Origin of the sequence: Cypionkella sp. (assembly GCF_030652235.1) — a bacterium.
GTDB lineage: Bacteria > Pseudomonadota > Alphaproteobacteria > Rhodobacterales > Rhodobacteraceae > Cypionkella.
Window position 1 is genome coordinate 108,530 of the sequence record NZ_JAUSBA010000045.1, and the last position, 12,915, is coordinate 121,444.

Here is a 12,915-nt window from a genome sequence, read left to right on the forward strand (position 1 = left end):
TAGTGACGCCAAGCTTCATCCGTGATAGATTCTGCGAAGAATTACCATCAATAGAAAGATTTTGACCATGGCCGCTGATCTGGATGCCACCGACCGCCGCATCCTTGGGGTCTTGCAAAAAGACGGTCGCATCACCAATGCCGATCTGTCCGAACGGGTGAACCTGTCGCCTTCGGCCTGTCACCGCCGCGTGCAACTGCTAGAGGAAGCGGGCTATATCGACGGCTACGTCGCTTTGCTGAACACCCGCCGCATGGGTAAACCGACCACGGTGTTTGTCGAGATCACCCTGCAATCTCAGGCCGAAGACCTGCTCGACGCTTTTGAGCGCGAGGTCGCCCGCGTGCCCGACATCCTGGAATGTCACCTGATGGCAGGAACCGCCGATTACCTGATCAAGATCATGGCGGAAGATACCGAGGATTTCGCCCGCATCCACCGCCAACACCTGTCGCGGCTGCCCGGCGTGCGCCAGATGCAATCCAGCTTCGCGTTGCGCACCGTGGTCAAGACGACGGCGCTGGCTGTCTGAGCTCGGAACGTTCACCAAACTGGCGCGCATCACCCGCGCGTTACACGCCCGCGCTAGCCTCGGTCTGCACAGCCAGAGGAGACTGCAGTTATGAACAAGACCCCTGAAAACCTGCACAGCCGCGCCACCAACAAACCGATGCGCGATATCATTGCCGACCGCTCGCGGCGCAGCTTTCTGAAAAGTGCCGGGGCCACGCTTGGGGCCGTCGCCGCGCAAGGCTTTGTCGGCTCATTATTTTCCACCCAAGCCTATGCAAAATCCGCACAATCCAGCCTGCAATTCACCGAACTGACCCGCATCTATGACAAGATGCACCATGTCGCCGACGGCTATAAAGCCGATGTCGTGGTCGCTTGGGGCGATGCGATGAAGGCCGGGCAAGAGGCTTTTGACCCCGCCAAGATAGACGCCGCAGCGCAGGCTGACCGATTCGGCTATAACTGCGATTTCATCGCCTTCATGCCGCTGCCGCGCGGCTCGCAAACCTCGGATCATGGCTTGCTCTGTGTGAACAACGAATATGTCTCGCCGAACGTGATGTTCGCGGACATGATCGAAGATGACGCCGGGGCGAAGATGACCGAAGCGCAGGTTGCGCTGTGCAATATGGCGATTGGCCATTCCATCGTGGAAATCATCCGCAAAGACGGCGTGTGGTCGGTTGTGCAAGACAGCCCGCTGAACCGCCGCATCACGCTGGACACCCCGATGACGATTTCCGGCCCTGCGGCTGGCAACGCGCATCTGAAAACCTCTTATGATCCAACCGGCACGATGGCCAAAGGCACGACCTACAACTGTTCTGGCGGCGTGACGCCGTGGGGCACCGTGCTGACCTGTGAGGAAGGCGCGTCGGATACATTTGGCGGTTCGACCGAGGGCAACCCAGAGGCGGCGGCGCTGGAACGTTATGGCTATGACGGGTCGGATTATTATGGCCGCGCCCGCTTCGACGCCCGCTTTGATATGGGCCAGGAACCCAACGAGCCGAACCGGTTTGACTGGGTGGTTGAAATCGACCCCTATGACCCCACATCTACCCCCGTCAAGCGCACCGCTTTGGGCCGGATGTCGCATGAAGCCTCGACCGTCGTGCTGAACAAGGACGGTCGCGTTGTGGTCTACATGGGCGATGACGATTACTTTGAATACGTCTTCCGCTTTGTCACCGAAGCGAAATATGATCCGGCCAATCCGGCCTCGGGCAAAGATGTGCTGGATGCGGGCACGCTTTCGGTCGCGCGCTATGATGCCGATGGCAGCATGACATGGCTGCCACTAACCCACGGCACCGCAGGGTTGACCGCCGAGGCTGGCTTTGCCGATCAGGCGGATGTGGTGCGCAAGGCACGGCTGGCGGCTGATCTGCTGGGGGCCACACCGATGGACCGCCCGGAAGATATCGAGACCAACCCGATGACGGGCCGGGTCTATGCCGTGATGACCAAAAACAAAAAGATCACCCAAGACAAGCTGAACCCCGCCAACACCCGCCCGGAAAACCTCTGGGGCCATATTGTCGAGATGATCCCACCGGGCGGCGCTGGCATTGATGCCGACCATACCGCCGAAAAATACGGCTGGGATCTGTTCGTTCTGGCGGGCAACCCGAAAGACCCTGCGACCGGGTCCACCTTTAGCCCGGATACCTCTGAGAACGGCTGGTTCGTCAACCCCGACAACCTGACCTTCGACCCCAAAGGCCGGATGTTCGTGTCCACCGATGGCGCCAATGATTTCGATATCGCTGATGGCGTGTACGGGGTCGATACCGAAGGCCCGGCACGCGGCCTGCCGAAACTGCTGTTCGCCTGCCCGATTGGGGCCGAAGCCTCTGGCCCCTGCTTCACCCCGGATGGCACCACCTTGTTCATCTCGGTGCAGCACCCCGCCGAGAACGCCGAAACGCTGGACAAGGCCGAAACGCTTTGGCCCGATTTTAAGGAAGGTGGCTTGCCGCGTCCGGCAGTTGTGGCGATCCAGCGCAACGACGGTGCCGAAGTCGCAAGCTAAACCAAGCCGCCCACCTGCAGTGCGGGTGGGCGGTTCTCTTTCAGCCCTAAGCCGTTGCCTCTTCCGCCCAAACCGTAAACTTCTGCAATACATGTGGCCCAAACGAGTGGATCAGCGGCACATCCGCCGCATCGCGGCCATAAGCCACCTCCACCCGGCCAATCCGCGGCACGTTGTTGCGCGGATCAAACGTATGCCAGCCGCCATCCAGATAAACCTGCAGCCACGCCGCGAAATCCATCGGCCCGGTCACCGGCACGCCGATATCCGGGATAAAGCCGTTCACATAGCGCGTCGGGATGTTCATGCAGCGGCAGAGCGTAATCGCCAGATGCGCGAAATCACGGCACACCCCGGTGCCCTCTTGCCAGCCCTCATAGGCCGTCCGCGTCACCCGCGCGTTCATGTAATCAAACCGAATATGGCGATGCACATAATCACAAATCGCCTGCACCTGCGCATAACCGGGCGCGATATGACCAAACATGTCCCACGCGATCTGGCTCAGCTTATCCGTCTCGCAATAGCGGCTACCGACCAGATAGATCAAAACCTCATCCGGCAATTCCGCAAGGGGAGTCGCCCGCAACCACGGCATCACCGGATCGGGCAACCCGCCAAGCTCAATCGTGCAATCGCTGCGCAAGCTGAACAGCCCAGGCTGCGCCACCATCCGCCGACAGGTGTTGCCAAACAAATCGCGATAGACCGAGGTCGGCACCGCAGGCGTCGTCACCATCGCCGATTGTACGCGCAAAGCTTCGCGCAACTCATCGCGCACCGACATCATACAGATCATCGGCGTTTCGTGGGCACAGGACACAGAGATGTCGTAGCCAAACTTCACAAGCATAGACAGCCCTTTCGCTGTGATCGTTTCCAGCTAAACGCCACTGCCCGCTTTCGGTTGCCACATTGTTGCGAATAGACGGGCTTCTGGGTGAATAGGTCGAAGATGCACGCAAAACGGGCGATATGCTTTAAATATAATCGTAATGAAAAACCCCCGACCTGTGAAGGGCGGGGGTCAATCGGGGTGAGGATCGCTCCTCCAGTGTCGCTAACGTTTGGCAATCTTCGGAAACCCGAAAATTACATCCCGCCTTCGCGCTGAAGCTTCTTCCGCGCGAGCTTGCGCGCACGGCGCACGGCTTCGGCGGATTCGCGAGCTTTCTTGACGGAGGGTTTCTCGAAATGTTGCTTAAGCTTCATTTCGCGGAACACGCCTTCGCGCTGGAGCTTTTTCTTGAGGGCCCGAAGGGCTTGCTCAACGTTATTGTCGCGGACGCTGACCTGCATGTGGTTGTCACCACCTTCCTAAGTTAGAGTTGCACTGAATGTGCAGGCTTGGCGCGCATAGCAAAGTGCGCTGGCTTTGTCTACCGTGTGCAGGGAAGGGGACCAAAATGGACGATAAAAACACCGCGGAACACAGCATGGAGGCCGCCAAAAGCCTTATTCTGCAAGCCGCCCTGCCGCATGCCGCCTTTGATGGCTGGTCAGAAACCACGCTGCAAGCGGCCTTGACCGATTCGGGTGTGGCCCCCGGCTTGGCCCGCGCCTTGTTCCCGCGCGGCGGTATCGACCTGGCGGTCGCCTATCATCAACTGGGCGACCGCGCGATGACCGAAACCCTTGCCGCCTCTGATCTGACCGCTTTGCGCTACACGGGCCGCGTGGCTCTGGCGATCAAACTGCGCTTGTCGGGGGCCGACAAAGAACTCGTCCGCCGCGGCACCACTTTGTTCAGCCTGCCACACCACGCCCCCGAAGCTGCCAAGCTGATCTGGGGCACCGCCGACGCGGTCTGGCGCGCGCTTGGCGACACTTCGAACGATCTGAACTGGTATTCTAAACGCGCCACACTCTCAGCCGTCTATTCCGCCACGGTGCTGTTCTGGCTGGGCGATCAATCGGATGACAATGCCGACACTTGGGCGTTCTTGGACCGCCGCCTTGCCAATGTCACCGCGTTTGAGAAAACCAAGACCGCGATCGGCAATAACCCCGTCGCCAAAGCCCTGCTGGCGGGCCCACTGAAACTGCTGGAAAAAATCCGCGCCCCGCAACCGCATGACTTGCCCGGCCATCACAATCCATAAGAGGCTCTCTGAATGACGCTCCCCTCAAGTTTGGCCTCCTCGATGCTGGCCATGGAAATCTCGGCCCCCGGCGGCCCGGATGTGCTGACCCCGGCATCTGTCCCGGTTCCAGTCCCCGGTCACGGCCAGATCATTATCCACCTCGCCTATGCCGGGGTGAATCGCCCCGACGCGCTGCAACGCGCCGGTTCCTATGCGCCACCCGCCTCTGCCTCGGCGCTGCCGGGGTTGGAGGGGGCCGGCACCGTCGTCGCCATGGGCCCCGGCGTCACCCGCTGGCAGATCGGTGACAAGGTTTGCGCGCTGCTGCCCGGCGGCGGTTACGCAGAATACGCCGCCTGCAACGAATCGCACGCCCTACCGATCCCCGAGGGCCTGTCCTTACGCGAAGCCGCCTGCCTTCCCGAAACCTGTTTTACCGTCTGGTCGAACATGGTGATGCGCGGCAGGCTGAAAGCAGGCGAGCGTTTCCTTGTCCACGGCGGCTCGTCCGGCATCGGCACCACGGCGGTGCAGATCGCAAGCGCCTTGGGCGCGCGGGTGTTTGCCACCGCAGGCAGTGATGACAAATGCCGCGCGGTCGAGGCTTTGGGCGCAGAGACCTGTTTTAACTACAAAACCGCCGATTTTTCCGAAGAAGCCAAGCAACTCGGCGGCTTCGATCTGATCCTTGATATGGTCGGCGGCCCTTATTTGCCGCGCAACGTCCGCGCGCTGTGCGATGACGGCCGCCTTGTGCAAATCGCCTTCCTGCAAGGCCCCAAGGTAGAGTTGAACTTTGCCGAAATGATGATGCGCCGCCTGACCCTGACCGGCTCCACCCTGCGCCCACAATCGGATGCCGCCAAAGCCGCCATCGCGCATCAGGTCGAAACCAACATCTGGCCGCTGATCGCGCAAGGTAAATTCCGCGTGGTGATCGACAGTGAATACGCCCTGACAGACGCGCCCGCCGCACATTGGCGGCTGGAAAGCTCGGGTCATATCGGCAAGATCGTGATGAAGATACCGGATTAAACCGCAGACAATCCAAACAATTTATCTAAAATTGTCATCCTCTGTGCTCAAATATCCCACGGGGGTCTGGGGGTGTGAAACCACCAGCGCCAACGCCAAACTCAGTCGCCCAGCTTGGCATGCACCTCGTCCAGATCCACCTCGGCCAATGGCATCTTGTTGCCCGGATTGTCGAAGTCGTACTTAAACAGTTGGAAATCGCGCTTGTAGATCTCCCAAATCAGATGCCGCGACAGGTCGTCAAAGTAATCTTCAACCGGGTGCAAGCGCTTCGGCCCGTGGCCTTCGCTTTCGTTGAACTTCGGGATCTTGGTCAGATCAACCTTATGCTTTACCTTGATTTTCTTTAGAACCGCGCCCATGCCCTCATCGAATTTCTCGGTGAAGAAAATCTGGTCATAGCGCCCGCCATTGACGATATAGGTCGAGACATGCCCCGCCATCGCCGACCAGTGAATATCTGGCTCCATCGGCTTTTTGAACCGGATGGTGTCGCGGGCAAACAGCAGAAACCGCCGGAAGCTTTCGATCTGATCGAACTCGCCCTGCCCGTCATCACCGCCCACCTGCACGCCGTATTTCTGCACCAGAAGCGGCACCAGATTGCCGCGATAGCGCTTGCCGTTGCGCTGAATGCCGCAAATCTTATCGAAAAATGACGATAGAATGCGCGTGTAGGGGTTACGCACGCAGGTAAACGCGTAAGACTTATGCGTCTTGACGTTGCGCTCAATCAGCGGCTGGCTCGCCTCAATCGCCCATTTGTGCATCCCGCCCGTGGCATCATGGATATCGCCATCGAAAAACGTGCCATGATCGGAATAAAACATGATCTGCCCGATCGTCGAGCAAGCGCATTTCGGCACCACCCGGTAGACCACCGATTCCGACTCTGTCATCCAAGTTCCGGGGAAACCCATCCGCACACTCCCAAACGCTCGCGCCTTATCCGGCACAAACTCAATCCAGCACAAAAAAGCAAACAAACTCTGTCTTTTCAATGTGTCTTCAAGGTATTCAGGGAAACAATGTCGCGTTCAAGGGTTTAATGTTCATCAAATGGCCAGAATCGCCTACATCCTGCTTTGCCACAAAGATCCCGAGGGGATCATCGCTCAGGCCCAGCGCCTGACAGCGGTGGGGGATTATGTCGCCATCCACTTCGATGGCCGCGCCAAGCCATCCGATTTCGACAAAATCCGCGCGGTGCTGGCCGCAAACCCCAATGTCACCTTCACCAAGCGCCGCGCCAAATGCGGCTGGGGCGAATGGTCGCTGGTCGAGGCCACGCTGATGGCGGTTGAGGCTGCGGTCGAGACCTTCCCGCGCGCTACCCATTTTTACATGCTGTCCGGCGACTGCATGCCGATCAAATCCGCCGAATTCGCCCATAAATTTCTCGACCGCGAGGAAGTCGATTACATCGAAAGCGTCGATTTCTTCAGCTCTGACTGGATCAAGACCGGCATCAAGGAAGAACGCCTGATCTACCGCCACTATTTCAACGAGCGCACCCACAAGGCGCTGTTTTACGCCTCGATGAGATGGCAAGACAAACTCGGCCTGACCCGCCACGTCCCCGCCGACATCGCCATGCAGATCGGCAGCCAATGGTGGTGCTTGCGGCGCCGCACCGTGGAATCCGTGCTGGAATTCACCAAGAAACGCCGCGACGTGATGCGGTTCTTCCGCACCACCTGGATCCCCGATGAGACGTTCTTCCAAACCATCGTCCGCCACCTGATCCCCGAACACGAACTGCGCACCCGCACGCTGACCTTCCTGATGTTCACCGATTACGGCATGCCGGTGTCGTTTTATAACGATAATTACGACCTGCTGATCAGCCAAGACTATCTGTTCGCCCGCAAAATCAGCCCAGACGCCACCGATCTGAAAGACCGCCTCGGCAAGCTTTACGCCGCCAAAGGCGTGCGTTTTGCGATCTCGAACGAAGGCCGCAGCCTGTTCAAATTCATCTCCGGCAGGGGCCGGGTTGGCCGCCGTTTTGCGCCGCGGTTCTGGGAGACCGAAAGCTCGCTCGGCCGCCACCGCACGCTGATGATGGTCACCTGCAAGAAATGGCATGTCGCGAAACGCTTGGTCGAACGCGTGCGCCAAGTCACCAACCTGCCCGCGCTGGACTATCTGTTCAATGAGGCCGCCACCCCGCTGCCTGACTTGGGCGGCATCCAATCCACGCTGGAAAAACGCACCCGCCACCGCCGCGCGCTGATGCGGGTGTTGTTCGATTACTGGAAAACCGATCAACTGGTGATCTGCATCGACCCAGCCAATGTCGATCTGATGCAGGATTTCTACAACGACAAGGCCAAGGTGCGGCTGCTGGAAATCGAGTGCGACTTCACCGATGAATACTTGATCGGCCATGCCATCCGCGTCGGTCTGGCTGCAGAGTCGACCCCCAAAGCCACGATTGAGCGGTTGCTGCCTACCATCCGCTATGACGTGAAATTTGAGGGCGACCGCATCCGCGACGCGGGTTTTCCCAATCTGCTGCGTGTCCGTCAAAGTGCGAGCATTGATGAAAACACCGTGCCTCTGGCCGAGTTCCTTGATATCTCGCCCGAGAAGGCCCGCGAAATCGCCGCCACCGCTTATCTGTTTGTGGATTGAACATGCCCTACACCTATGACCCGCAAAACATCTTCGCCCGCATTCTGCGCGGCGAAATTCCCAACAAAACCGTACTGGAAACCGAGCATAGCTTGGCCTTCCACGACATCGCCCCACATGCCCCGGTGCATGTGCTGGTGATCCCGAAAGGCCCCTACGCCACTTTCGATCACTTTGCGGCCAAAGCCTCCGCCGAGGAAATCCTCGACTTCCACCGCACCTGCGCGAAAGTCTGCGAAATCGTCGGCGTCGCCCCCGGTCAAGGCTACCGCGCCATTACCAACGCAGGCCCGCATGGCATGCAAGAGGTGCCGCATTACCACCTGCACATCTTGGGCGGCAAAGTGATGGGGCCGCTGATCCAGCGTTAAGGTGGTTTGCGTTGCAGTCTCATCAAGATCATCAGACCCCGTTCGCTCTAAGGTGAACTCCGATCAAGCATAACGCCAAACCATTAACCGCAGGTTTCGGGTCGCCTGAACCCTGATCGCGGCGCTATTTGGGCCAACCCTAACCCGGAGGCTCAAATGATCCGCTTCACCGCCATCGCCACCGAAATCGCCCGCGCCTATCAGGCCGGCGGCCCTGACGCCAACGGCCAAAAACCCGAGCACCACATCTCTGACGGCGCAGGTAACCCGTGCCGCCATTGTCTAGAAATGATCCCTAAGGGCGCGGGCATGCTGATTCTCGCCCATCGCCCCTTCCCCGCGCTGCAACCCTATGCCGAACTTGGCCCGATCTTCCTCTGCGCTGATGCTTGCGCAGCGGGCGGAGGCGCAAATATCCCTGAAATCCTCGCCTCCCCCGACTACATCATAAGGGGCTACTCCGCCGAAAACCGCATCGTCTACGGCACAGGCGCTGTCGTCCCCACCGCGACGATCCCAACCGAGGCCGAAGCCCGCCTGAACGACACGCGGGTGGCCTATGTGCACATCCGCTCTGCGCGCAACAACTGCTACCAACTCCGGGTTGATCGCGCCTGATCGCTTATCGGCCCTCTCGGACCTCTCGCTGCCATTAGCGTAAGGTGCCCGACAGAAAGCGATAAGCGGTCTGAGAATAAATCATCCATTCTCAATGGTTTGAGATTGATCGCCCTCAAGTCGAAAAGATTCTCTCAGCGTCACGGCATAAAGCGCAAACGGTGCGAATTTCAAAAGTAAACGGCGCGTGAAACGCACGAAATGCGTTCGCAATTGCGAGGCAAACACTTGCTGCCAGAACAACGACGAAGGCGGTCGCGCGATAAGCCAATCCGGATCTCATAGACGTCACCCCTTAACCTATGCCAAACCCGAAAAAGCCAGCGACGTCATCGTGCATCCCAGTCTTTCAAAAACCGCTTCGGTGCCGCATCCCGCCATTGCTGGATCAGCCGTGCGCGTGCCCAAGCCCGATCAATCCGCCCCGCCCGCACCAGAACCAGATTATGCGGCGCATAATGTGGATGCAGAAAAAACGTCGCGGGCTCTGCCGCCATCAACATTTCCCGCTCGTCCCGGCTGGCTTTGAACACCGCCGCATCCTCATAATACGACCAATAGCACCACATCTTGCCAAAAGCCTTCAGCGCCTCATGCCCCCAAGGTGTGGCCAAAGTGATCTTGGGCAACGCCAGCGCCAAGGCAAATGCCTTCAACTCCGCCCAGTTCTGGATCACTTCGGTCATCCTCTGTGCTCAAATATCCTCGGGGTCTGGGGGGCGAGCCCCCCAGCCTTCACCTTAATGCGCCGCCGCCCAAGTCGCCCCCACGCCCGCCTCAACCGTCAACGGCACCTTCAGATGCACTGCCGGATGCGAAGCCCCCTCCATCACATCCTTTGCCACCTTGATCAGCGCGTCGGCAGCACCTTCATCAACCTCAAACAGCAATTCGTCATGCACCTGCAACAGCATCGTCGCCGGAATATCCGCAATCGCCGCAGGCATCCGGATCATCGCCCGCCGGATCACATCGGCCGCGGTGCCTTGGATCGGCGCATTGATCGCCGCCCGTTTGGCAAACCCCGCCCCCGGCCCCTTGGCGTTGATCTCGGGCGTGTGGATTTTGCGGCCAAACAAAGTCTGCACAAAGCCGTTCTTCTGCGCGAACGCCACGGTGTCGGACATGTATTCCTTGATCCCCGGAAACCGCTCAAAATACCGATCAATAAAGCCCTGCGCTTCCGCCCGAGGGATCCGCAAATTCCGTGCCAGACCAAAGCCGGAAATCCCGTAGATCACCCCGAAATTGATCGCCTTGGCGCGGCGGCGAATATCAGACGTCATCTGATCCAGCGGCACGTTGAACATCTCTGACGCCGTCAGCGCGTGAATATCAATGCCATCCTTGAACGCCTGTTGCAGCGACGCGATATCGGCCACATGCGCCAAAATCCGCAACTCAATCTGGCTATAGTCCAGCGAGACCAACACCTTGCCCTTCGGTGCCACAAACGCCTCACGTATCCTGCGCCCTTCCTCGGACCGGATCGGAATATTCTGCAAATTCGGATCGGTCGAAGATAACCGCCCCGTCACCGCCCCGGTGATCGAATACGAGGTATGCACCCGCCCGGTTTCCGGGTTGATATGGTCCTGCAACGCATCGGTGTAGGTCGATTTCAGCTTGGCCAACTGCCGCCAATCCAGCACCAACCCCGGCAGCTTATGCTCGGTCGCCAGATCCTCCAGCACATCCGCTCCGGTGGCATAGGCCCCGGTCTTGCCCTTTTCGCCGCCCGGCAGACCCAGCTTGTCAAACAAGATCTCGCCCAATTGCTTCGGGCTGCCCACGTTAAACGGCTGCCCCGCCATCTCTTGAATCTCGGCCTCCAACCCCGCCATCTTCTGCGCAAAGGCGTTCGACATCCGGCTTAAAGTATCGCGGTCCACCTGAACCCCGGCCATCTCCATCCGTGCCAGCACCGGCACCAAGGGCCGCTCCAGGGTCTCATACACCGTGGTCACCCGCGCCTTATGCAACTGCGGCTTGAACAACGCCCACAGCCGCAGCGTCACATCGGCATCCTCGGCGGCATATTTCACCGCATCCTCGACCCCAACCCGATCAAACGTCACCGCCGACTTGCCCGAGCCGATCAACTGCTTGATCGGAATACAGGTATGCCCCAAATACTTCTCGGACAAAGCATCCATGCCATGCCCATTTAAGCCCGCCTGCATTGCCGAAGACATCAGCATGGTGTCGTCAAACGGGCCGACCTCGACGCCATAACGCTTGAAAATCTTCCAATCATATTTCATGTTCTGGCCGATTTTCAGCACCGAAGCATCTTCCAGCACTGGCTTCAACGCCGCCAGCACGGCCCCCAAATCCAACTGACCCGCCACCAGTTCGGATGATCCAAACAGATCGCCGCCGCCCTGCTTATGCCCCAGCGGAATATAGGCAGCCTTCCCGGCATCGACGCACAAAGAAATCCCCACCAGTTCCGCCTGCATCTCATCCAAGCTGGTCGTCTCGGTATCCACCGCCACATGCCCAACCTCGACAATCCGCGCGATCCAGCCCTGCAACGCGGCCATGGTGTCGATCTTCTCATAGCCTGCCACATCAAACGCCACCTGCACGGTCTCCACCGCATCATGCGCGCCTGCAACATGCATCCCGCGCGCCGGGTCCGCCACCGGAGCCGCCACCTTCAACCGCTCGGCCACCCGCTTGGTCAGGGTAGAAAACTCCATCTCTTGCAGGAAGCCCATCACCACGTCGGGTTCAACCGCGCGCAACTCCAACCCCTCCAACGGCCAATCCAACGGCATGTCGCCATCAAGCTGCACCAAGCGCTTAGAAATCCGGATCAGATCGGCGTTATCTACCAAAGCCTCGCGCCGCTTCGGTTGCTTGATCTCGCCCGCCCGCGCCAAAAGCGCTTCCAGATCGCCGTATTCCTGAATAAGCAGCGCCGCCGTCTTGATGCCGATGCCCGGCGCGCCCGGCACGTTATCGACCGAATCTCCGGCCAAGGCCTGCACATCAACCACGCGGTTCGGAGCCACGCCGAACTTCTCAAACACCTCGTCCAGCCCCAGCCGCTTGTTCTTCATCGGGTCGAGCATATCAACGCCGTCGCCGATCAACTGCATCAGGTCTTTGTCTGACGATATAATCGTCACCGTCCCGCCAGCCTCGCGCGCGCGCCGCGCCAAAGTGGCGATAATGTCGTCGGCCTCATAGCCCTCAACCTCGATGCAGGGCACATTGAACGCCTGCGTCGCCTTGCGGGTATAGGCGAACTGCGGCCGCAAATCCTCGGGCAATTCCGGGCGGTTCGCCTTGTAGGCGCTGTAAATCTCATTGCGGAAGGTCTTCGATCCGGCATCGAAAATCACCGCCAGATGCGTCGGCGCGGTCTCTTTCCGGGTCGCGGTCAACTCGCCCCACAGCAGGTTGCAAAACCCCGCAACCGCGCCCACCGGCAGGCCATCCGACTTGCGCGTCAGCGGTGGCAGCGCATGATACGCCCGGAAAATAAACGCCGAGCCGTCGATCAGATGCAGGTGATTGCCCTTGCCGAATGCCATGATCTGCCCGCCTCTTTAACCGATATGAGGCGCAGTATTGCCACGAAGCAGCCCGGCGTTCTAGAGCGTGTCAGGTT

The 12,915-nt window shown here is 59.3% G+C and carries 12 protein-coding genes; 7 read left to right on the plus strand and 5 right to left on the minus strand.

Annotated elements, in window-relative coordinates; translation table 11 throughout:
• Nucleotides 1-67: 67 nt before the first annotated feature.
• Entirely contained in the window at nt 68-532 is a 465-nt protein-coding gene (locus tag Q7V03_RS15965; RefSeq protein WP_304926587.1) for an Lrp/AsnC family transcriptional regulator, read from the plus strand.
• 90 nt (nt 533-622) lie between these two features.
• Nucleotides 623-2,548 (plus strand): PhoX family phosphatase, encoded by a 1,926-nt coding sequence (locus Q7V03_RS15970; protein WP_304926588.1) that lies wholly within the window; start codon nt 623-625, stop codon nt 2,546-2,548.
• 46 nt (nt 2,549-2,594) lie between these two features.
• On the opposite strand, the gene Q7V03_RS15975 is transcribed toward Q7V03_RS15970, so the two are convergent.
• Together Q7V03_RS15975 and rpsU are read right to left on the minus strand one after the other, a co-directional pair.
• Nucleotides 2,595-3,401 (minus strand): transglutaminase family protein, encoded by an 807-nt coding sequence (locus Q7V03_RS15975; RefSeq protein WP_304926589.1) that lies wholly within the window; start codon nt 3,399-3,401, stop codon nt 2,595-2,597.
• Between the two features lie 239 nt (nt 3,402-3,640).
• Nucleotides 3,641-3,847: a 30S ribosomal protein S21 gene (gene rpsU / locus Q7V03_RS15980; protein ID WP_054008279.1), complete on the minus strand. Its 207-nt coding sequence runs from the start codon at nt 3,845-3,847 to the stop codon at nt 3,641-3,643.
• A 107-nt stretch (nt 3,848-3,954) separates the two neighbouring features.
• On the opposite strand from rpsU, the gene Q7V03_RS15985 reads away from it, so the two are divergent.
• Together Q7V03_RS15985 and Q7V03_RS15990 are read left to right on the plus strand one after the other, a co-directional pair.
• Nucleotides 3,955-4,650, plus strand: a complete 696-nt coding sequence (locus Q7V03_RS15985) for a COQ9 family protein (protein WP_304926590.1) — start codon at nt 3,955-3,957, stop codon at nt 4,648-4,650.
• Nucleotides 4,651-4,662: 12 nt separating this feature from the next.
• Complete coding sequence (locus Q7V03_RS15990) at nt 4,663-5,667, plus strand: NAD(P)H-quinone oxidoreductase (protein ID WP_304926591.1); 1,005 nt, start codon at nt 4,663-4,665, stop codon at nt 5,665-5,667.
• Between the two features lie 101 nt (nt 5,668-5,768).
• Here Q7V03_RS15990 and Q7V03_RS15995 read toward each other — a convergent pair whose 3' ends face one another.
• Nucleotides 5,769-6,587: a sulfotransferase family protein gene (locus Q7V03_RS15995; protein WP_304926592.1), complete on the minus strand. Its 819-nt coding sequence runs from the start codon at nt 6,585-6,587 to the stop codon at nt 5,769-5,771.
• A gap of 139 nt (nt 6,588-6,726) precedes the next feature.
• On the opposite strand from Q7V03_RS15995, the gene Q7V03_RS16000 reads away from it, so the two are divergent.
• The 3 genes from Q7V03_RS16000 to Q7V03_RS16010 all read left to right on the plus strand — a co-directional run bounded on the left by Q7V03_RS16000 (nt 6,727) and on the right by Q7V03_RS16010 (nt 9,293).
• On the plus strand, nt 6,727-8,304 hold the full coding sequence (locus tag Q7V03_RS16000; protein WP_304926593.1) for a DUF5928 domain-containing protein: 1,578 nt from the start codon (nt 6,727-6,729) through the stop codon (nt 8,302-8,304).
• A gap of 2 nt (nt 8,305-8,306) precedes the next feature.
• Nucleotides 8,307-8,675, plus strand: a complete 369-nt coding sequence (locus tag Q7V03_RS16005) for an HIT domain-containing protein (protein WP_304926594.1) — start codon at nt 8,307-8,309, stop codon at nt 8,673-8,675.
• A 156-nt stretch (nt 8,676-8,831) separates the two neighbouring features.
• Nucleotides 8,832-9,293 carry a DUF1203 domain-containing protein gene (locus Q7V03_RS16010; RefSeq protein WP_304926595.1) on the plus strand — a complete coding sequence of 154 codons (462 nt, stop codon included), beginning with the start codon at nt 8,832-8,834 and terminating at the stop codon, nt 9,291-9,293.
• A 329-nt stretch (nt 9,294-9,622) separates the two neighbouring features.
• On the opposite strand, the gene Q7V03_RS16015 is transcribed toward Q7V03_RS16010, so the two are convergent.
• Entirely contained in the window at nt 9,623-9,979 is a 357-nt protein-coding gene (locus Q7V03_RS16015) for an MmcQ/YjbR family DNA-binding protein (RefSeq protein ID WP_304926596.1), read from the minus strand.
• 54 nt (nt 9,980-10,033) lie between these two features.
• Nucleotides 10,034-12,838, minus strand: coding sequence for a DNA polymerase I (gene polA, locus Q7V03_RS16020; RefSeq protein ID WP_304926597.1), 2,805 nt, complete (start codon nt 12,836-12,838; stop codon nt 10,034-10,036).
• Nucleotides 12,839-12,915 lie beyond the last annotated feature (77 nt).

Coding starts and splice junctions, on each gene's coding strand:
- Q7V03_RS15990 (WP_304926591.1), top strand. CDS start 4,663: ATGACGCTCCCCTCAAGTTTGGCCTCCTCGATGCTGGCCATGGAAATC.
- Q7V03_RS15965 (WP_304926587.1), top strand. CDS start 68: ATGGCCGCTGATCTGGATGCCACCGACCGCCGCATCCTTGGGGTCTTG.
- polA (WP_304926597.1), bottom strand. CDS start 12,838: ATGGCATTCGGCAAGGGCAATCACCTGCATCTGATCGACGGCTCGGCG.
- Q7V03_RS16015 (WP_304926596.1), bottom strand. CDS start 9,979: ATGACCGAAGTGATCCAGAACTGGGCGGAGTTGAAGGCATTTGCCTTG.
- Q7V03_RS16000 (WP_304926593.1), top strand. CDS start 6,727: ATGGCCAGAATCGCCTACATCCTGCTTTGCCACAAAGATCCCGAGGGG.
- rpsU (WP_054008279.1), bottom strand. CDS start 3,847: ATGCAGGTCAGCGTCCGCGACAATAACGTTGAGCAAGCCCTTCGGGCC.
- Q7V03_RS15985 (WP_304926590.1), top strand. CDS start 3,955: ATGGACGATAAAAACACCGCGGAACACAGCATGGAGGCCGCCAAAAGC.
- Q7V03_RS15970 (WP_304926588.1), top strand. CDS start 623: ATGAACAAGACCCCTGAAAACCTGCACAGCCGCGCCACCAACAAACCG.
- Q7V03_RS15975 (WP_304926589.1), bottom strand. CDS start 3,401: ATGCTTGTGAAGTTTGGCTACGACATCTCTGTGTCCTGTGCCCACGAA.
- Q7V03_RS15995 (WP_304926592.1), bottom strand. CDS start 6,587: ATGGGTTTCCCCGGAACTTGGATGACAGAGTCGGAATCGGTGGTCTAC.
- Q7V03_RS16010 (WP_304926595.1), top strand. CDS start 8,832: ATGATCCGCTTCACCGCCATCGCCACCGAAATCGCCCGCGCCTATCAG.
- Q7V03_RS16005 (WP_304926594.1), top strand. CDS start 8,307: ATGCCCTACACCTATGACCCGCAAAACATCTTCGCCCGCATTCTGCGC.